28 protein-coding genes are annotated in these 24,106 nt (G+C 67.7%); 12 read left to right on the top strand and 16 right to left on the bottom strand.

The window, feature by feature from the left end:
* Nucleotides 1–8 precede the first annotated feature (8 nt).
* The 3 genes from FNF32_RS01620 to coaD all read left to right on the top strand — a co-directional run bounded on the left by FNF32_RS01620 (nt 9) and on the right by coaD (nt 2,050).
* Nucleotides 9–962: a LysR family transcriptional regulator gene (locus FNF32_RS01620; RefSeq protein ID WP_131674656.1), complete on the top strand. Its 954-nt coding sequence runs from the start codon at nt 9–11 to the stop codon at nt 960–962.
* Between the two features lie 41 nt (nt 963–1,003).
* On the top strand, nt 1,004–1,441 hold the full coding sequence (locus FNF32_RS01615) for a CBS domain-containing protein (RefSeq protein ID WP_131674655.1): 438 nt from the start codon (nt 1,004–1,006) through the stop codon (nt 1,439–1,441).
* Between the two features lie 105 nt (nt 1,442–1,546).
* The gene (gene coaD / locus FNF32_RS01610) at nt 1,547–2,050 is read left to right on the top strand and encodes a pantetheine-phosphate adenylyltransferase (protein ID WP_131674654.1); all 504 of its coding nucleotides are present in this window, start codon (nt 1,547–1,549) and stop codon (nt 2,048–2,050) included.
* 322 nt (nt 2,051–2,372) lie between these two features.
* Here coaD and FNF32_RS01605 read toward each other — a convergent pair whose 3' ends face one another.
* The 16 genes from FNF32_RS01605 to FNF32_RS01535 form a co-directional block, all read right to left on the bottom strand.
* Entirely contained in the window at nt 2,373–2,876 is a 504-nt protein-coding gene (locus tag FNF32_RS01605; RefSeq protein WP_131674652.1) for a bactofilin family protein, read from the bottom strand.
* Nucleotides 2,866–4,182, bottom strand: a complete 1,317-nt coding sequence (locus FNF32_RS01600) for a DUF5930 domain-containing protein (RefSeq protein ID WP_246087628.1) — start codon at nt 4,180–4,182, stop codon at nt 2,866–2,868. The genes FNF32_RS01605 and FNF32_RS01600 overlap by 11 nt, the downstream gene beginning before the upstream one ends.
* 294 nt (nt 4,183–4,476) lie before the next feature.
* Nucleotides 4,477–5,862, bottom strand: coding sequence for a dihydrolipoyl dehydrogenase (gene lpdA / locus FNF32_RS01595; protein WP_131674651.1), 1,386 nt, complete (start codon nt 5,860–5,862; stop codon nt 4,477–4,479).
* Nucleotides 5,863–5,933: 71 nt separating this feature from the next.
* Nucleotides 5,934–6,335, bottom strand: a complete 402-nt coding sequence (locus FNF32_RS01590) for an MAPEG family protein (RefSeq protein WP_131674650.1) — start codon at nt 6,333–6,335, stop codon at nt 5,934–5,936.
* Entirely contained in the window at nt 6,332–6,592 is a 261-nt protein-coding gene (locus FNF32_RS01585; protein ID WP_131674649.1) for a hypothetical protein, read from the bottom strand. The genes FNF32_RS01590 and FNF32_RS01585 overlap by 4 nt, the downstream gene beginning before the upstream one ends.
* Nucleotides 6,593–6,596: 4 nt before the next feature.
* Nucleotides 6,597–7,013, bottom strand: a complete 417-nt coding sequence (locus tag FNF32_RS01580) for a hypothetical protein (RefSeq protein ID WP_131674648.1) — start codon at nt 7,011–7,013, stop codon at nt 6,597–6,599.
* 31 nt (nt 7,014–7,044) lie between these two features.
* Complete coding sequence (gene odhB / locus FNF32_RS01575) at nt 7,045–8,850, bottom strand: 2-oxoglutarate dehydrogenase complex dihydrolipoyllysine-residue succinyltransferase (protein WP_131674647.1); 1,806 nt, start codon at nt 8,848–8,850, stop codon at nt 7,045–7,047.
* A complete protein-coding gene (locus FNF32_RS01570; RefSeq protein ID WP_131674646.1) occupies nt 8,847–11,819 on the bottom strand; it encodes a 2-oxoglutarate dehydrogenase E1 component in 2,973 nt (990 codons plus the stop codon). Before FNF32_RS01570 ends, odhB begins: the two co-directional genes overlap by 4 nt.
* On the bottom strand, nt 11,816–12,415 hold the full coding sequence (locus FNF32_RS01565) for a DUF805 domain-containing protein (protein WP_131674645.1): 600 nt from the start codon (nt 12,413–12,415) through the stop codon (nt 11,816–11,818). Before FNF32_RS01565 ends, FNF32_RS01570 begins: the two co-directional genes overlap by 4 nt.
* Nucleotides 12,416–12,419: 4 nt before the next feature.
* Nucleotides 12,420–13,304 carry a succinate--CoA ligase subunit alpha gene (gene sucD, locus FNF32_RS01560; RefSeq protein ID WP_131674644.1) on the bottom strand — a complete coding sequence of 295 codons (885 nt, stop codon included), beginning with the start codon at nt 13,302–13,304 and terminating at the stop codon, nt 12,420–12,422.
* Between the two features lie 114 nt (nt 13,305–13,418).
* The gene (locus FNF32_RS01555) at nt 13,419–13,922 is read right to left on the bottom strand and encodes a hypothetical protein (protein ID WP_143796448.1); all 504 of its coding nucleotides are present in this window, start codon (nt 13,920–13,922) and stop codon (nt 13,419–13,421) included.
* A 41-nt stretch (nt 13,923–13,963) separates the two neighbouring features.
* Nucleotides 13,964–14,110, bottom strand: a complete 147-nt coding sequence (locus FNF32_RS15230; RefSeq protein WP_185961816.1) for a hypothetical protein — start codon at nt 14,108–14,110, stop codon at nt 13,964–13,966.
* Nucleotides 14,111–14,149: 39 nt separating this feature from the next.
* The gene (locus FNF32_RS01550) at nt 14,150–14,512 is read right to left on the bottom strand and encodes a hypothetical protein (RefSeq protein ID WP_131674642.1); all 363 of its coding nucleotides are present in this window, start codon (nt 14,510–14,512) and stop codon (nt 14,150–14,152) included.
* 6 nt (nt 14,513–14,518) lie between these two features.
* Nucleotides 14,519–15,712, bottom strand: coding sequence for an ADP-forming succinate--CoA ligase subunit beta (gene sucC, locus FNF32_RS01545; protein ID WP_131674641.1), 1,194 nt, complete (start codon nt 15,710–15,712; stop codon nt 14,519–14,521).
* Between the two features lie 256 nt (nt 15,713–15,968).
* A complete protein-coding gene (mdh, locus tag FNF32_RS01540) occupies nt 15,969–16,931 on the bottom strand; it encodes a malate dehydrogenase (RefSeq protein ID WP_131674640.1) in 963 nt (320 codons plus the stop codon).
* A gap of 157 nt (nt 16,932–17,088) precedes the next feature.
* On the bottom strand, nt 17,089–17,634 hold the full coding sequence (locus tag FNF32_RS01535; protein WP_143796447.1) for a YciE/YciF ferroxidase family protein: 546 nt from the start codon (nt 17,632–17,634) through the stop codon (nt 17,089–17,091).
* 208 nt (nt 17,635–17,842) lie between these two features.
* Here FNF32_RS01535 and FNF32_RS01530 point away from each other — a divergent pair, with 208 nt between their 5' ends.
* From FNF32_RS01530 to FNF32_RS01490, 9 genes are all read left to right on the top strand, one after another.
* A complete protein-coding gene (locus FNF32_RS01530) occupies nt 17,843–18,703 on the top strand; it encodes an HpcH/HpaI aldolase/citrate lyase family protein (protein WP_131674638.1) in 861 nt (286 codons plus the stop codon).
* A gap of 119 nt (nt 18,704–18,822) precedes the next feature.
* Nucleotides 18,823–19,374 carry an NnrU family protein gene (locus FNF32_RS01525; RefSeq protein ID WP_131674637.1) on the top strand — a complete coding sequence of 184 codons (552 nt, stop codon included), beginning with the start codon at nt 18,823–18,825 and terminating at the stop codon, nt 19,372–19,374.
* 9 nt (nt 19,375–19,383) lie between these two features.
* Nucleotides 19,384–19,590 carry a DUF1737 domain-containing protein gene (locus tag FNF32_RS01520; RefSeq protein ID WP_131674636.1) on the top strand — a complete coding sequence of 69 codons (207 nt, stop codon included), beginning with the start codon at nt 19,384–19,386 and terminating at the stop codon, nt 19,588–19,590.
* A gap of 223 nt (nt 19,591–19,813) precedes the next feature.
* Entirely contained in the window at nt 19,814–20,206 is a 393-nt protein-coding gene (gene sdhC, locus FNF32_RS01515; RefSeq protein WP_131674635.1) for a succinate dehydrogenase, cytochrome b556 subunit, read from the top strand.
* A gap of 14 nt (nt 20,207–20,220) precedes the next feature.
* Entirely contained in the window at nt 20,221–20,613 is a 393-nt protein-coding gene (gene sdhD / locus FNF32_RS01510) for a succinate dehydrogenase, hydrophobic membrane anchor protein (RefSeq protein WP_131674634.1), read from the top strand.
* Between the two features lie 10 nt (nt 20,614–20,623).
* Nucleotides 20,624–22,435 carry a succinate dehydrogenase flavoprotein subunit gene (sdhA, locus tag FNF32_RS01505; protein WP_131674633.1) on the top strand — a complete coding sequence of 604 codons (1,812 nt, stop codon included), beginning with the start codon at nt 20,624–20,626 and terminating at the stop codon, nt 22,433–22,435.
* The gene (locus FNF32_RS01500; protein ID WP_131674632.1) at nt 22,435–22,794 is read left to right on the top strand and encodes a hypothetical protein; all 360 of its coding nucleotides are present in this window, start codon (nt 22,435–22,437) and stop codon (nt 22,792–22,794) included. Before sdhA ends, FNF32_RS01500 begins: the two co-directional genes overlap by 1 nt.
* A gap of 1 nt (nt 22,795) precedes the next feature.
* A complete protein-coding gene (locus tag FNF32_RS01495) occupies nt 22,796–23,113 on the top strand; it encodes a hypothetical protein (RefSeq protein WP_131674631.1) in 318 nt (105 codons plus the stop codon).
* Between the two features lie 129 nt (nt 23,114–23,242).
* Nucleotides 23,243–24,022: a succinate dehydrogenase iron-sulfur subunit gene (locus FNF32_RS01490; RefSeq protein WP_131674630.1), complete on the top strand. Its 780-nt coding sequence runs from the start codon at nt 23,243–23,245 to the stop codon at nt 24,020–24,022.
* Nucleotides 24,023–24,106: the final 84 nt, after the last annotated feature.

Below are 24,106 nucleotides of genomic sequence, written 5' to 3'. Positions count from 1 at the left end.
GCGGTAGAATGGACTGGGACGACCTGCGCGTGTTTCTGGCGGTGGCGCGGACGGAAAGCCTGTCGCGGGCAGGCGCGCGGCTGGGCATGAACGCATCCACGGTCGGCCGGCGTATCGCCCGGCTGGAAGGCGGTCTGGGACGCGTCCTGTTCGCCAAGACGCCGCAGGGCTACGCCCTTACGCCCGAGGGGCAGCGGCTGGTGCCCCCGGCCGAAGCCGCCGAGCGCGCCGCGCAGGACGCGGGCGAGGCGCTGGCGCTGGCCGGCGGCCTGACCGGGCAACTGCGGATCGGGGCGCCGGACGGTTGCGCGAACTACCTGCTGCCGCAGGTCGCGGCCGGGCTCTGCCGCGATCATCCGGGGCTCGAGGTGCAGATCGTGGCGCTGCCGCGCGTCTTCAACCTGACCCGGCGCGAGGCGGACATGGCGATCGCCGTCAGTCCGCCGCAGACGGGGCGCGCTGTGGTCCAGAAGATCACCGACTACCGCCTGCATCTTGCCGCGCATGACGACTACCTTGCCCGTCACCCGCCCATCACCCGGCGCGCGGACCTGCGCGGGCACCGGATGATCGGCTATATCGCCGACATGATCTTCGACCGGGAACTGGACTACCTGGCCGAGACCGGGGCCGAGGCGGCGGCGCTGACGTCGAACTCGGTCAGCGTGCAGATGCAGGCGATCCGGGCGGGCGGGGGGATCGGCATCGTCCACGACTTCGCCATCCCCTTCGCGCCCGGCGTCCGGCGGGTGCTGGCGGACGAGGTGTCGCTCGGCCGCGCCTTCTGGCTGATCCGCCACGCCGACGACAAGCGGTCGGGCCGACTGTCCCGCCTGACCGAAGAGGTCACGACCGCCATTCGCCGCGAGGTTGCGCGGCTGGAAGCCGAGGTCGCGCGGGCCGAGGCGGGCAGGCCGCCCACCGCTGGGGACTTGACGCAGGGAAAACTCGCGTCAAGCTGAGGGGAACACGCCAATCCCGCCCGCGAGCAAGGAACGCCGCCATGATCGTCAAGCAGATCCTCGCGATGAAGTCCGGCCCGGATCATGTCGAGACGGTGTCGCCCGACGATCCGGTGTCGCGCGCGATCGAACTGCTGGCCAACCGCCGGATCGGGGCGGTGGTGGTGACGTCGGACGGCATCGCGCCCGAGGGGATCCTGTCGGAACGCGACATCGTGCGCGACCTTGCCCGCGGCGGCGACACGCTGTCGCGCAAGGTAAGCGACCTGATGACGCGCGAGGTCGCGACCTGCATCTGCGCCGACGACGCGCTCGCGGTGCTGGAACGCATGACCGAAGGGCGCTTTCGCCACCTGCCGGTCGTCGATGCCGACGGCCGCCTGATCGGCGTGGTGTCGATCGGCGACGCGGTGTCGGCGCGGCTGAAGGAGCTCGCGTCGGAAAAGGACGCGCTGACCGGGATGATCATGGGGGCCTGACGCCCTCGCCGACCTTGGGCCGATCCGCGCCGCGCTGCGGCATCACGCTTGCATGATCGGCGGGTTTGTGGTGCCACTTCGTCCCGGACGACATGGGGAACAGTGATGCGCATCGGCCTTTATCCCGGGACCTTCGACCCGATCACGCTGGGGCATGTCGACATCATCCAGCGCGCGCTGGCGCTCGTGGACCGGCTGGTGATCGGCGTTGCGATCAACCGCGACAAGGGGCCGCTGTTCTCGCTGGAAGAGCGGGTGGACATGGTGCAGGCCGAATGCACCGCCATCACCGCGAAGTTCGGCGGCGAGATCGTCGTCCACCCGTTCGAGAACCTGCTGATCGACTGCGCCCGCGACGTGGGCGCGCAGCTGATCGTGCGCGGGCTGCGCGCGGTCGCGGATTTCGAATACGAGTTCCAGATGGTCGGCATGAACCGGGCGCTCGATGCCAGCGTCGAGACGGTGTTCCTGATGGCCGATGCGCGGCGGCAGGCGATCGCGTCTAAGCTGGTCAAGGAAATTGCCCGGCTCGGCGGCGACGTCAGCAAGTTCGTGACGCCCGCCGTCAACAACGCGATGCGCGCGCGCTTCGACCCGCAGCGCGCCTGATCCCGCCCGTGGGGGCGACCGGAAGGATGTGCCAGATGACGCGCCAGACAAACGGCTACATGATGCCCGGTAACGCGCCCGGTAACGCGCCCAATAACGCGTCCGGTAACGCCCGGACAGGTGCCGCCCCCCTGCGCGAGCCGATGCCGATCCCCGATCCGACCCGCCCGCCGTTGCCCGATCCCGCCCCCGACCCGGGCCCCGGCCCTCGGCCCGCGCCGGCACCACGTCCCGGCGTCTGAAGGGATCGCCGAAAGCGTAAAAGGGCGCCCGAGGGCGCCCTGTGTCGTGGTTCGTGATGACGATACGCGGCGGGCGTCGCTCAGACGTTCTCGTCGGCCGCTTCGTCGCGATAGACGGGTGCGGCGAGCTTCGGCGTCTGGCCGGCGCCCAGCGGGTCTTCCTGGCGCTGGACCGAACCTTCGAAATGCGCGCCGGACTCGATAGCGATGGTCTTGTGGACGATGTCGCCCTCGACCCGCGCGGTAGCCGACAGGCGCACCTTGAGGCCGCGGACCCGGCCGACGACGCGGCCGTTCACAATGATTTCCTCGGCCACGATCTCGCCGCGGATGGTGGCGCTTTCGCCGACCGTCAGCTGGTGGGCGCGGATGTCGCCTTCGACGGTGCCTTCGATCTGGACGTCGCCCTGGGTGTGGATGTCGCCCTTGACCGTCAGGTCGGACGACAGGACCGAGGGTCCGGTGCGGCGGGTCTGGGCAGGCAGGTCGTATCCGGTATCCATCGTGCGGCTGCTTTCCGTTTCGTAGGTGTTCGTCGGTTGGCTACGGGGGCCGGGCTCGGTCACGCGGGTCTTAGAAAACATTCTCTGCAGCCTTGATGAAGCTCATGGGGTTCACGGCCTTCCCGTCCACACGCACCTCGTAGTGCAGATGCGGCCCGGTCGAGCGGCCAGTGTTGCCCATATCACCGATGAGGCTGTTGCGCGACACCTTTTGCCCGACCTTGACCCGAATCTTGGATAGGTGGCCGTAGCGGGTCTCGGTCCCAAGCTCGTGCTTGATCTTGATGAGATTGCCGTAACCGTTCATCCAGCCGGCATAGACGATGACCCCGTCGCCCGTGGCATAGATCGGCGTGCCGACCGGGCCCGCCATGTCGATGCCTTCGTGCTTGCGGTTCCAGCGCGCCCCGAAGCCCGAGGTATAGCGGAACGCCGACTTGATCGGCATCGCCAGCGGCAGCTTGCTGACCGCGATGCGGTAGCGGTTCACCTTGTCCAGCGAGACGACGATTTCCTGCGCCCGCGCCTCGGATTCCGAGATTTCGGCGTTGCCGCGCGACGAATAGCCCATCGGCGTCAGCGGACCGCCCTGGCCCGAATAGCCCTCGCGCACGGTTTCCAGCAGCTTGTCGCCATCGACGCCGACGTTCTGGAACATTTCGTCCAGCGGCTTGACCGACATCTCGACCGCGTCTTCCAGCTGGGCGAAGATCTCGTCGTTGCGGGCGACCAGCTCGTCGCGCTCGGTCGTGGCGGCGTCGGCCAGGCGCTGCGCCTCGGCGGCCTTGTCCTCGGCCTCGGTGCGGCGGACGGCGGCGGATTTCAGCTCGCCCGACAGGATGTCGAGCGCGGCGGTGACTTCCTCGGCGCGGTCGGCCGCGGGGGCGGCACCCGGGGCGGTCGCCTCGTCCGACAGCGCGGCCACGTCGCGGGCCTGTTCCTGCCCCGCCAGCACGTTGTGAAGCGACGCCTGCATGACGCCAAGCCCGGCTTCCAGTTCGCGGCGCTGTTCTTCGGACGCGAGCAGCTGGGTCTGCATCTGCGACACCTGGTCCAGGGCCGCGGCAAAGCGTTCCTGCGCGGCCAGCGCCTCGGCGGCGCGGGCGTCACGTTCGGTCGCAAGCGCGTTCAGCCGGTCCTCGAAGGCGCTGCGGGTGCGGGCGGCCGGATCGGCGGTGGTGCCGACGCTGACCGCGTCGGTCACGAGGATCGAGCTTGCGACGATGGCCCAGGACAGCACGATCGCGGTCCCGCCAAGGGCTGCGGCCTGCGTCATGGGCGAAAGGCGGACGAAGCGGGTGGTCTGGTCGGACTTCAGGAACAGCCGTTGTTCGGGGAGCAGACGCCCGAGGGCGGCGTTCATGCGGTTCGAAAGACTTTGCAGCACGTGTCCTACCTTCCAGAAGGGACGGGAACCGAGCCGCGGAAGGCCGTTCCGATGCCCCGGAATGCAGGCAACCGTGCCCTGTGAGCAACAAAGATTCCTCGCCGGGTCGGACTGTGCGCGATATGTCGCCGGAACCGGCGATATATTGCCGACGCGCGGGAACCAAACCGCATCTAGCGGCGCGCTGTTCCGTCCGGACCGCATGTGGACGTCACGTGCGACTTGACGCGGGTTGCAGGTCGCCCCGACGCGGCGCGGCGTCGGGGCAGCGATTCCGGTGTTGCCGCGACCGGGTCAGACGTGAATCGCGCCGTCGCCGCAGGCCAGCGCCGCCTCGCGCACCGCCTCGCTGACGGTGGGGTGGGCGTGGCAGGTCAGCGCGATGTCCTGCGCGGCCGCGCCGAATTCCATCGCCACGCAGATCTCGTGGATCATCTCGCCCGCGCCCGGCCCGATGATGTGGGCGCCCAGCACGCGGTCGGTCTCGGCGTCCACGACCAGCTTCACGAAGCCCTCGGCCTCAAGCATCGCCTTGGCGCGCGCGTTGCCCATCAGGGGGAACTTGCCGGTCTTGATCTTGCGCCCCGTGGCCTTGGCCGCGGCTTCCGTCAGGCCCACGTTCGCGACCTCGGGCGTGGTGTAGATGACGCCCGGGATCACGTCGTAGTTCACGTGCCCGTGCTTGCCGGCGATCACCTCGGCCACGGCCATGCCCTCGTCCTCGGCCTTGTGGGCGAGCATCGGCCCGGGGATCGCGTCGCCGATGGCGTAGATGCCGGGCACGCTGGTCGCCCAGTGACCGTCCACGTCGATCTGCCCGCGTTCGGTCAGCCTGACCCCCAGCGCGTCGAGCCCGAGCCCGTCGTGATAGGCGCGCCGACCCGTGGCGACCAGCACCACGTCGGTGTCGAGGGCAAAGTCCTCGCCCTTCTTGTTCTTGTAGATCACGCGCGGCCGCTCGCCCGAGGTATCCACGCCCTGCACGGCCGAACCCAGCTGGAAGCCCAGGCCCTGCTTGGACAGGATCTTCTGGAACGCCTTCTGCACCTCGGCGTCCATGCCGGGGGTGATCGCGTCCAGGTATTCCAGCACCGTCACCTGCGTCCCGAGCCGCGCATAGACCGAGCCGAGTTCCAGCCCGATCACGCCCGCGCCGATCACGACCATGGTGTTGGGGATCGCGGGCAGCGCCAGCGCGCCGGTCGAATCGACGACCACCCCGCCGGGGTTGTCGATCTCGATCCCCTTGAGCGCGGTCGGGACCGAGCCGGTGGCGACGACGATGTTTTTGGCCTCGTGTTCGGTGTCGCCCACCATGACCTTGCCCGGCGCGGTGATCCGGGCCCAGCCCTTGATCCAGTCGATCTTGTTCTTCTTGAACAGGAACTCGATGCCCTTGGTGTTGGTGGCGACCGTATCGGCCTTGTAGGACTGCATCTTTTCCCAGTCCACGTCGGCGGTCGCGTTCATCAGGCCCAGCGTGGCGAAGTTCTCGTGCATCTCGTGCAGCATGTGGCTGGAATGCAGCAGCGCCTTGGACGGGATGCAGCCCACGTTGAGGCAGGTGCCGCCCAGCGTCTCGCGCCCCTCGACGCAGGCGACCTTGAGGCCAAGCTGCGCCGCGCGGATCGAGCAGACATAACCGCCGGGGCCGGCGCCGATCACGATGAGGTCATACATCACTTGGTCCTTCGTTCCAGATACGACCGGGAAGCGGCCCCCGGATCATGGCTTCGCTTGGCCGCGCGGGGTCAGATCAGCGCGGCGATTGTCATCGTCATCGTGGCTATCATACCCGCCGCGAAGATCACCGAACGCCACGGCGTCCAGCCAAGCGCATAGGCGGGGACGTACAGCACCCGCGCGCCAAGGTAGATCCAGGCGCAGATGGCGGTCAGAAGGTTGTTCGACAGCGTGAACTCGACCAGCACGACGGCGATGATGAAGAACACCAGCGCCTCGAAGTGGTTGTCCACGGCGCGCCGAAGCCGCCCGGTCAGGTCCGAGAACTGCGGCGGCGCGTCGCGCGGCCCGGCGTTCCACTTCGACATGCCGTCGCGGTTCATCGACCACGCCGCCAGCCCGATCTGCAGCCCCTGCAGGATCGCGGCAAGGCCGAGGGCCAGAAGCTCGGGCGACGGGGCGACCGTCATGCCGTTTTAACCATGTGGAACTCGGACCCCGTGACCCCGCCGGCGGAGGCAAAGACCTGCTGCGCGCCGTCGAGATACGCCCTGGCGCGCGCCGGGTCGGCGACCTGGTACAGCACCCACGCGGTCCCCGCCCCCTCGCGCCAGACCTGAAGCACCGACAGCGAGGCGTGGCCCCGATCCTCGGCATCGGCGTCGAAGGCCGCGCGGAACGTGGCGTCGTCGGCGAAGTCGTAGCGGGCGATGATCTGGTCGGTCATGGGATTATCCTTTCGGTTGCCAAGGAAAACGGGTTCCGCCCGATCCGCTCCCGAGCGCAACAATGACAGCGAACGCAGGAAGCAGCAGGACCAGTTCCGGGGGCAATTTCAACACCACGGTTAGGAGAACAACATCCATCCTGTCGAACCACGCTGCGACAGCGCTTTCAGCAAAGGCACTTTGAGCGATCAAGCCTGCCAGCACGTAGAGCGCCATGATCTGCGTCACGATGTTCAAGAGGCGCGACACCCGGCCGGATTGTACAGGCGCCACCCCCACCTCGCTGGCGAAAACGAAGGCAGCGATGATTGCCAGGATTGCGACGATTGGGGCCCAAGTGCCGGGACGAAGGGGCATTCCGAAAAGGCCGAACAACGGGACCAGTGCCCCCGCGCCGATCAGCGCAAGGGCGATGGTCAACCGGAATGCCAAACGCGGCGTCACCTTGGGATCACAGGTCCATCAGCAGCCGGCGCGGGTCCTCCAGCGCATCCTTCACGCGCACGAGGAACGTCACCGCGCCCTTGCCGTCCACGATCCGGTGGTCGTAGCTGAGCGCCAGATACATCATCGGCCGGATCACGATCTCGCCCTTCACCACGACCGGGCGGTCCTGGATCTTGTGCATCCCGAGGATCCCCGACTGCGGCGGGTTCAGGATCGGCGAGGACATGAGCGAGCCGTAGACGCCCCCGTTCGAGATCGTGAAGGTGCCGCCCTGCATGTCGGCCATGGTCAGCTTGCCGTCGCGCGCCCGCGCGCCAAGCTCGCCGATTTCCTTTTCGATCTGTGCGAACGACTTCTGGTCGGCGTCGCGCACGATCGGCACCACCAGCCCGGTCGGCGTGCCCACCGCGACGCCCATGTGGACGAAGTTCTTGTAGACCACGTCCTGGCCGTCGATCTCGGCGTTGACCTCGGGGACTTCCTTCAGCGCGTGGGTGCAGGCCTTCACGAAGAACGACATGAAGCCGAGCTTCACCTTGTGCTTCTTCTCGAAGGCGTCCTTGTACTCGCCGCGCAGGTCCATGATCGCCGACATGTCCACCTCGTTATAGGTGGTCAGCATCGCGGCGGTGTTCTGGGCGTCTTTCAGGCGGCGGGCGATGGTGGCGCGGAGCCGGGTCATCTTCACCCGCTCCTCGCGCCGGGCATCCTCGGCGCTGGACGGCGCGCGGGGCGCCTGCGCCGGGGCGGCGGTCGGGGCCGGTGAAGCCTGCTGCGCGGCGGGGGCGGGGGCCTGGGTGCCCGCGCGCGCCACGTCTTCCTTCATCACCCGGCCGTCCTTGCCCGATCCCTGCACCTGGTCGCGCGAGACGCCCTTTTCGGCCATCGCCTTCTTCGCCGACGGCGCGTCCTCGATATCGGTGCGCCCGCCCGCGCGCGGCAGCATCTGTTCGGGACCGGCGCCGGGGGATTCGACCTCGCCCGCGGTTACGCCATCCTCGGCCCCTGCGGCCGAGCCGACGGGGTTGCCGCCCTGACGGCCCTCTTCGTAGGACCCGCCGACACCTGCTTCGACGGCCTTGCCCCCGGCGGCCTTGCCCTCAGCGGCCTTTCCAGTGTCGGAGGCGCCGGCGTCAGCGGACTGGCCGCCCGCCGCGCCCTCGGTGATGACGGCGAGCTTGGCCTTGGCGTCCACGGTCGCGCCTTCCTCGGCCAGGATTTCGGCCAGGATGCCGGATGCGGGCGCCGGAACCTCGACCGATACCTTGTCGGTTTCCAGCTCGCACAGCATCTCGTCTTGGGTGACGCTGTCGCCGGCCTTCTTGAACCAGGTGGCCACCGTCGCCTCGGTCACGCTTTCGCCGAGCGAGGGGACCATGACGTCAACCGACTTGCCGGACCCGGCCGCGCCAGATGCAGCAGGCTGGGTGGCAGGTTGCGCGGCCGCCTGCGGGGCAGGCTGGGCCGCCGCGGCCGCCGCCTTGCCCGGCGTCGCTGCGGGTTGCGGGTCGGCCGCGGGTTCTGCCGCAGGGGCGGCAGAAGCGGCGGCGGGGGCGGGGGCGGTTTCGGCACCCGCCTCGCCGATCTGCGCCAGAAGCCCGTTCGGGCCCACGGTCGTGCCTTCGGCCGCGACGATCTCGGCCAGGACGCCGGCGGCGGGCGAGGGGACCTCGACCGTCACCTTGTCGGTTTCCAGCTCGCACAGCATCTCGTCCACGGCGACGCTGTCGCCCGGCTTCTTGAACCAGGTCGCCACGGTGGCTTCGGTAACGCTTTCACCCAGGGCGGGGACGCGGACTTCGGTGGTCATGCTTGCTTCTCCAGTCCGAGCGCGGCGGTCACCAGCGCTTCTTGTTCAGCCTTGTGGCGCGACGCGAGCCCGGTCGCGGGCGATGCCATCGCGCTGCGCCCGGCATAGACGGCGCGCTTGCAGCGCGCGCCGATGCGGTCCAGCACCCATTCAAGGTTCGGCTCGACGAACGACCAGCCGCCCTGGTTCTTGGGCTCTTCCTGGCACCAGATCATGTCGGCGTCCTTGAACCGGTCCAGTTCCTTCGACAGCGTCTGGTTCGGGAACGGGTAGAACTGTTCCAGCCGCAGCAGATAGACGTCGCTCAAGCCCGCTTCGTTCCGTGCCGCCAGCAGATCGTAATAGACCTTGCCCGAGCAGATCACGACGCGGCGGATCCTGTCGTCGGGCGCCAGCTCGAAGTCCGACTTGCCGCGTTCGGCGTCGTCCGGCAGCACCCGGTGGAAGGTCGAGCCGGTCGCGAACTCGTCCACGGTGCTGACGGCGGCCGGGTGGCGCAGCAGCGACTTGGGCGTCATCAGCACCAGCGGCTTCCTGAACTTGCGCAGCAGCTGGCGGCGCAGGATGTGGAAATAGTTGGCGGGCGTCGTCAGGTTGGCGACGATCCAGTTGTCCTCGGCCGACATCTGCAGCCAGCGTTCCAGACGCGCGCTCGAGTGTTCCGGCCCCTGACCCTCGTACCCGTGCGGCATCAGCATCACGAGGCCCGACATCCGCAGCCATTTCTTCTCGCCCGACGAAATGAACTGGTCGAACATGATCTGCGCGCCGTTGGCGAAGTCGCCGAACTGCGCCTCCCACAGGGTCAGGGCGTTCGGTTCGGCCATCGAATAGCCGTATTCGAAGCCCAGCACCGCGTATTCCGACAGCATCGAGTCGATGACTTCGTAGCGCGCCTGCCCCTCGCGGATGGCGTTGAGCGGGTAGTACCGTTCCTCGGTCGTCTGGTCCACGAAGGCGGAATGGCGGTGGCTGAAGGTGCCGCGGGTGGAATCCTGGCCCGACAGGCGCACCGCGTGCCCTTCGACCAGCAGCGACCCGAAGGCCAGCGCCTCGCCGGTGGACCAGTCGAAGCCCGCGCCGCTGTCGAACATGCCGCGCTTGGCCTCCAGAAGCCGCGTCACGGTCTTGTGCATGTCCATGCCGTCGGGCACGCGGGTCAGCGCCGCGCCGATCTGGGCCAGCGTCTCGGGCGCGATGCCGGTGTCGCCCGGCACGTATTCCTTGCTTTCCGGCCCCAGCCCCGACCACTTGCCGTCCAGCCAGTCGGCCTTGTTGGGCTTGAAGTTCTTGCCGGTCTCGAACTCCTCGTTCAGGTGGGCCTGGAACGCGGCCTTCATGTCCTCGATCTCGCCCTCGGGGATCAGGCCGTCCTTGACCAGCCGGTCGGTGTAAAGCTGCAGCGTGGTCTTGTGACCCTTGATCTGCTTGTACATCGCCGGGTTGGTGAACATCGGCTCGTCGCCTTCGTTGTGACCGAAGCGGCGGTAGCAGATGATGTCCAGCACCACGTCCTTGTGGAACTTCTGCCGGAACTCGGTCGCGACGCGCGCGGCGTGCACGACCGCCTCGGGGTCGTCGCCGTTCACGTGGAAGATCGGCGCCTCGACCATCAGCGCGATGTCGGTGCAATAGGGCGAGGTGCGGCTGAAGCTCGGCGCGGTGGTGAAGCCGATCTGGTTGTTCACGACGATGTGGATGCAGCCGCCGGTGCGGTGCCCGCGGATGCCCGACAGCTGCAGGCATTCGGCGACCACGCCCTGGCCCGCGAAGGCCGCGTCGCCATGCAGCAGGATCGGCAGGACCGAGGTGCGGTCGGCGGTGTCGTTCAGCTGGTCCTGCTTGGCGCGGACCTTGCCCAGCACGACCGGGTTCACCGCCTCGAGGTGGCTGGGGTTCGCGGTCAGCGACAGGTGGACGGTGTTGTCGTCGAACTCACGGTCCGACGACGCGCCCAAGTGGTATTTCACGTCGCCCGACCCGTCCACGTCCTCGGGCTTGTAGCTGCCGCCCTGGAACTCGTGAAAGATCGCGCGGAACGGCTTGCCCATGACGTTGGCCAGCACCGACAGGCGGCCGCGGTGGGGCATGCCGATGGTGACTTCCTTGACCCCCAGCGCGCCGCCGCGCTTGATGATCTGTTCCATCGCCGGGATCAGCGCCTCGCCGCCGTCCAGCCCGAAGCGCTTGGTGCCCATGTACTTGACGTGCAGAAACTTCTCGAAGCCCTCGGCCTCGACCAGCTTGTTCAGGATCGCCTTGCGGCCTTCCTGGGTGAAGCCGATCTCCTTGCCGTAGCCTTCGATCCGCTCCTTCAGCCACGATGCCTGCTCGGGGTCCGAGATGTGCATGAATTGCAGCGCGAAGGTGCCGCAATAGGTGCGCTTCATCAGCTCGACGATCTGGCGGATCGAGGCGACCTGCAGGCCCAGCACGTTGTCGATGAAGATCGGCCGGTCCATGTCCGAGGCGTTGAAGCCGTAGGTCGCGGGGTCAAGCTCGCCCAGGGGCGGCATCTCGCGCATCCCCAGCGGGTCGAGATCCGCGAACAGGTGGCCCCGGATCCGGTAGGCGCGGATCAGCATGATCGCGCGGATGCTGTCGAGGACCGCGCGGCGCAGCTGTTCCTCGGTCGCGGTGACGCCCTTTTCGTCGGCCTTTTCGGTGATCTTCTTGATCGCCTCCTTGGCGACGGCCTCGGACGCCATCGGCCATTCGCCGGTCAGCGCGGCGGTGTTTTCATCCGATGGCATCGGCGGCCAGTCGGCCCGCGCCCAGCTCGCCCCCGACGCCTCGCGCGTGACGGCCGTCTGCTCGTCGCCCAGACCCCGGAAGAACTCGTCCCAGGCGGCATCAACCGCCGCCGGATCGTTCGCCCACTGGCCGTAGAGCTGCTCGACATAGGCCGCGTTCGCGCCCTGCAGGAAGGAGCTGTCGCGGAAAGCGTCGTTGGGGGATTGGTCGTTCATTGGGTGACCTCGAGGGGATTGGGTTCGAAGCGGTTCGGGGCGGGCTGGGATGGCGCGGCAAGCATCAGCCCGAGGATAAGTGGCGGTGCGAAGAACACGAGAAGGAGCAGCGATAAAGGCGGCGCCGTTCCGAGAACCAAGCCGACGCCCCCGCTCGCCAGGAGAAGGAGCGGTGGGGCGACGGTCAGCGACAGCCACAAGGCGGAGAAGCCAGCATCGTGAAGCCTGCGCGCCGCAGCCGAAAGAACAGGCATGAAGAAGATGATCGTCACCAGCGCGGAGGCGAAGCCGGGGACCATGAACACGAAGCTGGTGCGAGGAAACTCCATGACGAAGCGGAACAGAGGTGTGTCCCGCACGGACCTGTCCATCCAGACCGCGAGCCAGAATGCGACCAGCCCTACAAGAACAAACTTCCAGAACTCGGCCCGCGGCGCGCGGCCCGAGAACTTTACATAGCTCCGCAGGCAGCGCCGCACCGCATCCGCCATGCTGATGCGCGGGGGCAACCGATAGGGGCGTGCGAAGTCCGTCATGTTCTCATCGTTTTCCGCCTCGCGCCGCCCCGGACCCGCCCGGAAGCGGCGCGCGGTCATCACCTTACCGGCCCATCGCCTTCAGCACGGCCTCGCCGAGACCCGCCGGGCTGTCGGCGACGACGATGCCCGCGGCCTTCATCGCCTCGATCTTGCTTTCCGCGTCGCCCTTGCCGCCCGACACGATCGCGCCGGCATGGCCCATGCGGCGGCCGGGTGGGGCGGTGCGGCCCGCGATGAAGCCCGCGGTGGGCTTCCAGCGCCCGGCCTTCTTCTCGTCGGCCAGGAACTGCGCCGCCATTTCCTCGGCCGCGCCGCCGATCTCGCCGATCATGATGATCGACTCGGTTTCAGGGTCGGCCAGGAACATCTCGAGGACGTCGATATGTTCCATCCCCTTGATCGGGTCGCCGCCGATGCCGACGGCCGACGATTGGCCCAGGCCCACGTCCGAGGTCTGCTTCACCGCCTCGTAGGTCAGCGTGCCCGACCGCGAGACCACGCCGACGCGGCCGCGCTTGAAGATCGAACCGGGCATGATCCCGATCTTGCATTCGTCCGGCGTCATGATGCCGGGGCAGTTCGGCCCGATCAGGCGCGAGGACGACCCTTCGAGCGCGCGCTTGACCTTCATCATGTCAAGGACCGGGATCCCTTCGGTGATGCAGACGATCAGCGGCACCTGGGCGTCGATCGCTTCCAGGATCGAGTCCGCGGCGAAGGGCGGGGGGACGTAGATGACGGAGGCGTTGGCGCCGGTCTTTTCCACCGCCTCGTGGACCGAGTTGTAGACCGGCAGGTCCAGATGCGTCGTGCCGCCCTTGCCGGGGGTCACGCCGCCGACCATCTGCGTGCCGTAGGCGATCGCCTGTTCGGTATGGAAGGTCCCCTGCGAGCCGGTGATGCCCTGGGTGATGACCTTGGTGTTCTTGTCGACGAGAATGGCCATGTGCGGCGTCTCCTTGGCTTGCTTGGTTCCGTCAGTGGATCGTCGCGGCACAGGCGGCGACAACCAGAATGCTTCCGATCGCGGCGATCTTCCAAATTGTCTATATGATGCCCTTCACGACACCATGTCTGTGCCAAGGCGCCGTTGGACCTTGACGATTAGCTTACCGGCCACGTCGACATCTTCCCACAGAACGATCATCCCCGTTTCCCCACCTTCGGTTTCGAAGGTGTAAACGGCGAGCGGGACAGGGGTTCCGGGCGTAACGCTGACCTCGGCCGGAGCGATCGTGCCGTCAGATGCCGCGACAAAATCGTCGAAGGTCTGGACCGCGCGCTTCGCGTCGGCGCCGGACATGTAGACGGCACAGACCGGGTCGTTCGGATCCTCGCGCTCCACGACAATGGCGATATCGGCCTTTTCCTCGAACCATACGTTCGGTTCGACCTCAGGGATGCCTACGGCGTCGGTCACCATATGGATTTCGCCGATGTCGCCGAGATCGACAAACCCGCCGCACGCCACGAACACGTATGTGACGAACTTGCCCAACCGCGTATCCTCTGCCGCAGCGGCAGCCGGGGCAGCCCCCAAGGCGACGGACGACAGAGCCGCCATGGCCACGGCACCTCCGAGGCGATGGAAGGATGTCCTTTTCTTCATTGGTGATGCGCCTTCACGGCTCTGTTCATCCCTTCACCGCCTTCACGATACTGCCTCGCCGCCGGTTTGGTGTCGAAGGTTCCCTGCGAGCCGGTGATGCTCTGGGTGATGACCTTGGTTTTTTTGTCGCCGAGAATGGTCATTACGGCTCCTGTTCGCTGGAAACGTTCACGGCGCGATCCTCAGGACGCGACGGACGATATTGTCTTGACCCCGCGCGCCCGTCGCGCGCGTCGATCTGCAATGAGGGACGATATCAGAACGGCACCTAGCAGGAACGTTCCCAGGTATCCGCCTAGATACACGCCCACGTCGCCCGCGGATTCGCAGCCTTCGGGGATTCTGGTTCCGTCGCCGGCGTCAATGCATTCCGCCAAGCGCTGATGAAACCAGACGGCGTAAATCATCAGGAAGACCGGCAACGCACAAGCAACCGCGACAGCGAGAACAAAGGTTTTCTGACCTTTCCGCGCAGCCCAGGCAGGCGCAAGCACGCTCGCAACTGCAAAAAGCAGAATGGCAGCAAGGATCAGAAAACCTGTCACCGGTCGTTACCCCTTGACCGCCTTCACGATCTTCTCGGCCCCGTCGCGCAGGTCGTCCGCCGCGATCACGTTCAGGCCGCTTTCGGCGATGATCTTCTTGCCCAGCTCGACGTTCGTCCCCTCAAGCCGCACGACCAGCGGGACCTGCAGCCCGACCTCCTTCACCGCGGCGATGATGCCTTCGGCGATGATGTCGCAGCGCATGATGCCGCCGAAGATGTTGACCAGGATGCCCTTCACGTTCGGATCGCTGGTGATGATCTTGAACGCCTCGGTGACCTTTTCCTTGGTCGCGCCGCCGCCGACGTCCAGGAAGTTCGCGGGCTCGGCGCCGTACAGCTTGATGATGTCCATCGTGGCCATCGCAAGGCCCGCGCCGTTCACCATGCAGCCGATCTCGCCGTCCAGCGCGATGTAGTTCAGGTCGTATTTCGACGCCTCGAGTTCCTTGGGGTCTTCCTCGGTCTCGTCGCGCAGCGCGGACACGTCCTTCTGGCGGTACAGCGCGTTGTTGTCGAAGCTGACCTTGGCGTCCAGAACCTTCAGCTGGCCCTGCGTGGTCACGATCAGCGGGTTGATCTCGAGCATCTCCATGTCCTTCTCGACGAAGGCCTTGAAGAGCAGCTTGACCAGCGCGACGCACTGCTTGACCAGGTCGCCTTCCAGCCCGAGGGCGAAGGCCACCCGGCGGCCGTGGAAGTCCGACAGGCCGGACGCGGGATCGACCGAGAAATCGACGATCTTCTCGGGGGTGGCGTGGGCCACTTCCTCGATGTCCATGCCGCCTTCGGTCGAGGCGACGAAGCTGATCCGCGACGAGGCGCGATCGACCAGCAGCGCAAGATACAGCTCGCGCTCGATGTCCGAGCCGTCCTCGACGTAGATGCGGTTCACCTGCTTGCCGGCGGGGCCGGTCTGGTGGGTGACGAGGGTCGCGCCCAGCATCTGGCGCACGTTCTCGGCCACGTCCTCGACCGACTTGGCAAGGCGGACGCCGCCCTTTTCGCCGGCTTCCGCTTCCTTGAACTTGCCCTTGCCGCGACCGCCCGCGTGAATCTGCGATTTCACGACCCAGAGCGGGCCGGGCAGCTCGCGCGCCTTGGCTTCGGCTTCGTCCGCGTTCAGGACGGCACGCCCTTCCGAGACCGGGGCGCCATACTGCTGGAGCAGCGCCTTGGCCTGATATTCATGGATGTTCATCCCGAACCCTCGCTGGAAAATCTGCCGCGACATCGCACATTACGCAACGAAAGCAAACCGCGAAGCGGGATCGCCGGTGGCAGCGGGTGCAAAAACCCGGGCTTGTGATCACGCCATTCAGTGGCGTGATCACAGCGGCTGCGAGCGGCTGCGTTTCGTCTTGCGCGCGGTGCAGGGGGGGCTGAAACGCAAAAGGGCGCCCCGCGGGGCGCCCTCGTCAGCCAGCTTCGGCCGTGTCAGGCCAAGTCAGGCCAAGTCAGGCCAGCGAGTTGTCGATGCCCTTGCAGGCTTCGACCAGGCCCTTGACCGAGTCGATCGACTTCTGCAGCATCGCCTGCTCGTCGTCGTTCAGCGTGATCTCGATCACCTTTTCGATCCCGTTGGCGCCGATGACGGTGGGCACGCCCACATACATCCCGTCAAGCCCGTAGGCGCCCTTCACGAAGGCCGCGCAGGGCAGGACGCGCTTCTGGTCGCGCAGATAGGATTCGGCCATCTCGATCGCCGAGGTGGCGGGGGCGTAGAACGCGCTGCCGGTTTTCAGCAGGCCCACGATCTCGGCGCCGCCGTCGCGGGTGCGCTGGACGATCGCGTCCAGTTTCTCCTGCGTGGTCCAGCCCATCTTGACCAGATCCGGCAGCGGGATTCCGGCAACGGTCGAATACCGGACCAGCGGGACCATCGTGTCGCCGTGGCCGCCCAGCACGAACGCGGTCACGTCGCGCATCGACACGCCGAACTCGAGGCTCAGGAAGTGGCGGAAGCGCGCGCTGTCCAGCACGCCGGCCATGCCCACAACCTTTTCATGCGGCAGGCCCGAGAACTCGCGCAGCGCCCAGACCATCGCGTCGAGCGGGTTGGTGATGCAGATGACGAATGCGTCGGGCGCGTGCGCCTTGATCCCTTCGCCGACCGACTTCATCACCTTCAGGTTGATGCCCAGCAGGTCGTCGCGGCTCATGCCCGGCTTGCGCGGCACGCCGGCGGTCACGATGCACACGTCGGCGCCCGCGATGTCGGCATAGTCGCTGGTGCCCTTGAAGCTACCGTCGAAGCCCTCGGACGGGCCCGACTGCGCAAGGTCGAGCGCCTTGCCCTGCGGCGTGCCCTCGGCGATGTCGAACAGGACGACGTCGCCCAGTTCCTTGATGGCGGCGAGATGCGCCAGCGTGCCGCCGATCTGACCGGCGCCGATCAGGGCAATCTTGGGACGAGCCATTGAAACCTCCGATGGTTGGCTTTGGGTCGCGGGTTAGTCGTTTGCCGGGCCGTCCGCAAGCGACGCGTTACGGACATGCGCGGGGCCTGCCACGGCGAACGGCCCGCCGGGTGGGGCGGGCCGTCGCGTCGGCTGGACAGTCAGGCAGGCGCCGCGATCAGGCGTCCGCTTCTTCCTCGTCCTCGTCGGTGTCGGCCTCGTCCACCTCGCCCGCCGCATCCTCGTTGATGCGGTCCTCGGCCAGGTCCGACAGGGTCTCGTCGGCCGCGACTTCCTGTTCCAGGATGTCGTTGAGCATGTCGGCCACGTCCTCCAGCCCCAGCAGCTCGGCATAGCTGCGCAGGCTGCCGTAGCGCGTGATCTCGTAATGCTCGACCGCCTGCGAGGCGAAGATGATCGCCGCGTCGCCCGCCGCCGTGCCGCCGAACTCCTTCAGCAGCGAGTCGCCTTCTTTCAGGATCCCGTCGATGGCGTCGCATTTCTCGCCCGAGGGCTTCTTGCCCATCGCCTCGAACACGCGTTCCAGCGTCTCGATCTGGCCTTCGGTCTCGTCGCGGTGGCTGGCGATGGCGTCGCGCAGTTCCTCGTCGGCGGCGGCCTCGATCATCTTGGGCAGGGCTTTGTAGATCGCCTTTTCGGCGTAGTAGATGTCTTTCAGGCCGTGTTCGAGAAGATCGGAAAGATCTTTGTCCTGCTGTGCCATGGTCCGGGTTCCTTCGGGGTCAGGGTCAGATTGGGGGACCGCCGTGGCGGCCGCGCGGTCATCAACGGCTCGCCCGCGGCTTCGTTGCAGCGTTGAACAAATATTCGCTGTCGCAAGGGGGCGGTGCCGCGGGATCGGGCAACGTTCCGCCGCTTGCCGCTCGGGGCGATTTCGGCAAGCGTTGGCGCGATCACCAGCGGGATTACCCATGAACCAGTCACGACCCTGCCGCTCGGCACCCTACCGCTCGGCGCTATATCTGCCGGCGTCGAACGCGCGGGCGCTGGACAAGGCGCGCGACCTGCCCGCCGACGCCATCATCTTCGATCTGGAGGATGCGGTCGCGCCCGCCGAAAAGGCGGCGGCGCGGGGTGCGCTGCGGGATGCGCTGGCGCGGGATTACGGCAACCGTGCGCGGATCGTGCGGATCAACGGGTTCGACAGTGAATGGGGCCGCGACGACGCGGCCGCCTTCGCGACCGGGGCCGATGCGGTGCTGGTTCCCAAGGTGAACGGCCCGGCCGATCTGGACGCGGTCGCGGCGGTGGTGCCGGGCACGCCGCTGTGGGCGATGCTCGAGACGGCGGCGGGCGTCCTGAACGCGGCCGCGATCGCGGCCCATCCCCGGCTGGGCGGGCTGGTCATGGGGACGAACGATCTCGCCCGCGAGCTTGGCTGCCGCGACCGCGCCGACCGGCTGCCCTTGCTGCCGGCGCTGGGGATGTGCCTGCTGGCGGCGCGCGCGCGGGGCCGGGTGATCCTCGACGGGGTTTACAACGCCTTTCGCGACGCGGACGGGCTGCGCGCCGAATGCGCGCAGGGGCGCGACATGGGGTTCGACGGCAAGACCCTGATCCACCCGGCGCAGATCGACATCGCGAACGCGGTGTTCGCGCCGACCGAGGACGAGATCGCGCTGTCGCGCCGCCGGATCGAGGCGTTCGACGCGGCCCTGGCCGAGGGGTGGGGCATAGCCGTGCTGGACGGCCGCATCGTCGAGAACCTTCACGTCGAAACCGCGCGCGCGACACTGGACCGCGCGGCCGCGATCGGCGCATTGTCGGGGTAGGGACCGCATCGGCCCCACCCTTCGACCAGTCGCCTTTGACCAGTCGCCCAAACCAGTCGCCTTTTGCCGTCGCCCGAACCAGTCGCCGCAGCCCGCAACAGCCACGGAAAGACCCGCCCATGTTTCTGCTGATCCTCGGAGTCGCGCTTTGGTGGGGCGCGCATCTGTTCAAGCGCATCGCGCCGCATGCCCGCGCCGGAATGGGGCAGGGCGGCAAGGGGGCCGTCGCCGCCGCGCTGATCCTGTCGGTGATCCTGATGGTGATCGGCTACCGCGCCGCCGACCCCGGCACGATCTGGTGGGGTCCGTCGCCGATGCTCAAGGGCATCAACAACCTGATGGTGCTGGTTGCGTTCTACCTGTTCGCGTCGTCGGGGTCGAAGAACCGGATCGGCACGCGGTTCCGGCATCCGCAGCTGACCGGCTTCTCGCTGTGGGCCGCCGCGCACCTGCTGGTGAACGGCGACCTGCCGTCGCTGATCCTGTTCGGCGGGCTGCTGCTGTGGGCTCTGGTCGAGATCGTCGTCATCAACCGCACCGCCCCCTGGGCCGCGCCCGCGCACCCGATCCCGATCCGCAAGGAATGGACGTCGGCGCTGGCGACGCTGGTGGTGTTCGTCGTCGTGGGCCTGATCCACGGCTGGCTCGGCCCCAACCCGTTCGGCATGTAGGGACCCGCGATGGCCACGATCTATCGCCTGCTGACCGAGGACGACACCCCGGATTTCTGCCACAAGGTCAGCCTTGCGCTGTCGAAGGGGTGGGCGCTTCACGGTCCGCCGACGATGGCGTTCGACGCGGCGCGCGGCGTGATGCGCTGCGGGCAGGCCGTTACGAAAGAAACCGCGGCCGAATACGCCCCCGACATGAAGCTGGGCCAGCAGTAGCGCCGGCCCGTGATCACGGGCGGCGGCGGTGCGCGCGGACCTTGTGATCGCAATGGTGGCACCGGTGATCACGCCGCGATCCAATCCGACGGATTTGCCGCATTCCTCTGGCGCAGGGCCGTGACAGCCGCCATAAGACCGCGTTAAGACCGACCGCAATCCCAGCCAGCCCGTACCGCCGCCTCGCGCCGCGCGACCCGGGCGCCAACGACAGGAGCGCCCCATGGGTGACATCCCCCGCGGCAACCGACCGCTGTCCCCGCATCTGCAGGTGTACCGGCTGCCGATCTCGGCGGTGACCTCGATCATGAACCGGATCACCGGGCACGCCATGCTCGCAGGCGTGATCCTGATCGTCTGGTGGCTGGTGGCCGCCGTCACCTCGGACCACGCCTTCGGCTGGGCCGACTGGGTGATGCGGTCGTGGTTCGGCTTCCTCGTGCTGGCGCTGTCGATGTGGGCGCTGTGGTTCCACTTTCTCGCCGGCATCCGCCACTTCTTCTACGACGCCGGCCACATGCTGGAAATCGACGAGGGGCAGAAGTCGAGCTGGGCGATCATCTGGGGGTCGGTGATCCTCACGCTCATCAGCCTGCTGCTGTTCTTCCTGGCCTGAGACCCGAGGTTCCCATGCGCTACATCACCCCCTTGAAGGCCGCCCGGGGCACCGGGGCCGCGGGCCCGTCCACCGGCACGCTGCACCACTGGGTCCTGACCGTGACCTCGGTCGCGCTGGCGATCCTGACGCCCGCGTTCCTGCTGGTCATGAGCCGCGCCGTCGGCCTGCCCCGCGAGGGCGTGCTTGCGTATTTCAGCAAGCCCTATCCCGCCATCGTCACCGCGCTGTTCCTGATCGTGGGCATGTACCACTTCGTGAAGGGCACCCGGAACATGATCGACGACTACCTGAGCCATACCGAGCGCAAGGTCGCGATCATCTTTTCCGAAATCTTCGCGTGGGCCGTCATCGCCGCCGCCGGCTACGCGCTGGCGCGGATGGCGTTGACCGCCGTCATCGTCTGAGGGGCCTTTCATGTCCGCAAACGCCGCATATCCGTACGAAACGCACGACTACGACGTTGTCGTGGTCGGGGCCGGGGGCGCCGGCCTTCGCGCCACGCTGGGCATGGCCGAGCAGGGGCTCAAGACCGCCTGCGTGACCAAGCTGTTCCCGACCCGCAGCCACACCGTCGCGGCCCAGGGCGGCATCGCCGCGAGCCTTGGCAACATGGGCCCCGACAGCTGGCAGTGGCATCTTTACGATACCGTCAAGGGGTCCGACTGGCTGGGCGACACCGACGCGATGGAATACCTGGCGCGCGAGGCGCCGAAGGCCGTGTACGAGCTGGAACACTACGGTGTGCCCTTCTCGCGCACCGAGGAAGGCAAGATCTACCAGCGCCCGTTCGGCGGCCACACGACCCAGTTCGGCGAGGGCCCGCCCGTGCAGCGCACCTGCGCCGCGGCCGACCGGACCGGCCACGCGATCCTGCACACGCTCTACGGCCAAAGCCTCAAGGAAAAGGCCGAGTTCTTCATCGAATACTTCGCGATCGACCTGATCGTCACCGACGGCGCCTGCACCGGCGTCGTCTGCTGGAAGCTCGACGACGGCACGATCCACGTCTTCAACGCCAAGATGGTGGTGCTGGCGACCGGCGGCTACGGCCGCGCCTATTTCAGCGCGACCAGCGCCCACAGCTGCACCGGCGACGGCGGCGGCATGGTGGCGCGCGCGGGCCTGCCCCTGCAGGACATGGAGTTCGTGCAGTTCCACCCGACCGGCATCTACGGCTCGGGCTGCCTCATCACCGAAGGGGCGCGGGGCGAGGGCGGGTACCTGACCAACTCGGAAGGCGAGCGGTTCATGGAACGCTACGCCCCCACCTACAAGGACCTGGCCTCGCGCGACGTGGTCAGCCGCTGCATGACGCTGGAAATCCGCGAGGGGCGCGGCGTCGGCGACGAAAAGGACCACATCTTCCTGCACCTGTCGCACCTGCCGCCCGAGACGCTGCACGAGCGGCTGCCGGGCATCAGCGAAAGCGCGCGGATCTTCGCGGGCGTGGACCTGACGCGCGAGCCGATCCCGGTGCTGCCGACCGTCCACTACAACATGGGGGGCGTGCCCACGAACTACTGGGGCGAGGTGCTAGCGCCGACGCCCGACGACCCCGACCGCATCTTCCCCGGCCTGATGGCGGTGGGCGAGGCGGGCTGCGCGTCGGTCCACGGCGCGAACCGGCTGGGATCGAACAGCCTCATCGACCTGGTGGTGTTCGGCCGCGCCGCGGCGATCCGCGCGGGCGAGGTGATCGACCGCGCGGCATCCATCCCCGGCACCAACATGGCCGAGGTGGATCGGGCGCTGTCGCGCTTTGACGCGCTGCGCCACGCGAACGGCGGCACGCCCGCGGCCAAGCTGCGCAACGACATGCAGCGCACCATGCAGGCGGACGCTGCGGTGTTCCGCACCGACAAGACGCTGGCCGAGGGCGTCGAGAAGATGTCGCGGATCGCGGCGCAGATGGCCGACCTGCGCGTCACCGACCGGACGATGATCTGGAACAGCGACCTGATGGAAACGCTGGAGCTGACGAACCTCATGCCCAATGCGCTTGCGACCATCGTCGCAGCCGAGGCGCGCAAGGAATCGCGCGGCGCCCACGCGCACGAGGACTATCCCGAGCGGGACGACGCCAACTGGCGCAAGCATTCGCTTGCGTGGGTCGAAGGAAATGAAGTCAAACTGGCCTACCGCCCCGTCCACCTCGAGCCGCTGACCACGCTCGACGAAGGCGGGATCGATCCGAAGAAGATAGCTCCCAAAGCGAGGGTTTACTGATGCGCCATTCCTTCCTTGCCGTGACCGCGGCCGCGCTTGCCCTGTCGGGCTGCGTCGCCGCCGTTCCCGTCGCGCCGACGCCGGTCCCGACCGCCCCGATCGTCGTCGCCCCGCCGGCCCCCAGCGTCGCCAGCGGCTCGCGTGCCGCCGCGACCCGCGTCGTCAACATCGAGATGGCCAAGCGCCTGCCGGGCCGCAACGTCGCGCCCTACACCTCGTGCGTGCTGGACAACGCGACCGACGCCGAGATCGCGGACCTGTCCACGCTGTCGGGCCAGGCCAGCGCCGCCGACGCGGTCGCTAACATCGTCCGCCGTTCGGGCACGACCGCCTGCATCGGCCGGGTGGCCGTCGCCTGACATGGGCGCGCGGGCCATCCTCGCCGCGGCATCCCTGTCGCTTGCAGGGTTGGCCGCATGCGCGCCGCCGGTCCCGGTGCCGGTCGAACAGGCGGAACGCGACTGCCTCTACGACGCGGTGTCGGCCCGGTCGCCCCGGACCTCGATCGCGATCGGCATCGGCTCGGGCGGCCGCACGGGCCTGGGCGTGTCGACCGAGTTCTCGCCCGACTACCTGTCGGGCCGCACGCCGTCGCAGGCATTCGACGCCTGCGTCCGGCGGCGGTCGGGGCGGGCGCCCGTGACGCCGCTTGCCGGCCAGCCCGGCTGGGGCGGCTGACGATTTCCACGGCCGGCGGGGTGTCCGCCGGTCGCCTCACCCGAACCGGCGGCCGGTCCGCCGGGCCGCGACCCACGTGATGTCGGACGGGCGCCCGTGCCCGGCCCCCGCAGACCGAAGGACAGGATCATGGTCCAGTTTACGCTTCCCAAGAACAGCCGCATCACGGTCGGCAAGACCTGGCCCAAGCCCGAGGGCGCGACCCGGCTGAAGCGGTTCAACATCTACCGCTACGACCCGGAAAGCGGCCTGAACCCGCGGCTCGACACCTACTGGATCGACCTCGACCGCTGCGGGCCGATGGTTCTGGACGCGCTCATCAAGATCAAGAACGAGATCGACCCGACGCTGACCTTCCGCCGGTCCTGCCGCGAGGGGATCTGCGGGTCCTGCGCCATGGTCATCGGCGGCGGCAACCACCTCGCCTGCATCTACGGCATCGACGAGGTGAAGGGCGACATCAGCATCTACCCGCTGCCGCACATGCCGGTGGTCAAGGACCTGGTGCCGGACCTGACCCATTTCTACGCCCAGCACGCCAGCGTGAACCCGTACCTTATGACGGAAACACCGACGCCGACCAAGGAATGGCGCCAGTCGATCGAGGACCGCAAGAAGCTCGACGGGCTTTACGAATGCATCCTGTGCGCGTCCTGCTCGACGGCGTGCCCGTCCTATTGGTGGAACGGCGACAAGTATCTTGGCCCGGCGGCCCTGCTGCACGCCTATCGCTGGATCATCGATTCGCGCGACGAGGCGACGGGCGACCGGCTGGACGCGCTTGAAGATCCGTTCAAGCTGTATCGCTGCCACACGATCATGAACTGCACCAACACCTGCCCCAAGGGCCTGAACCCGGCCAAGGCGATCGGTGCGATCAAGCACATGATGGTGGACCGCGCGGTCTGAGGGTCGTCGGGCCGCGCGCGGCCCGATTGCGGACGCGGCGCGCTCCATGCAACCTGCGGGTGCCGGTCGGGGTTTTCGTCCCGA

It is taken from the genome of Paracoccus marinus (genome assembly GCF_007018965.1).
GTDB lineage: Bacteria > Pseudomonadota > Alphaproteobacteria > Rhodobacterales > Rhodobacteraceae > Paracoccus > Paracoccus marinus.
This window is presented reverse-complemented; position numbering and strand designations above follow the sequence as displayed.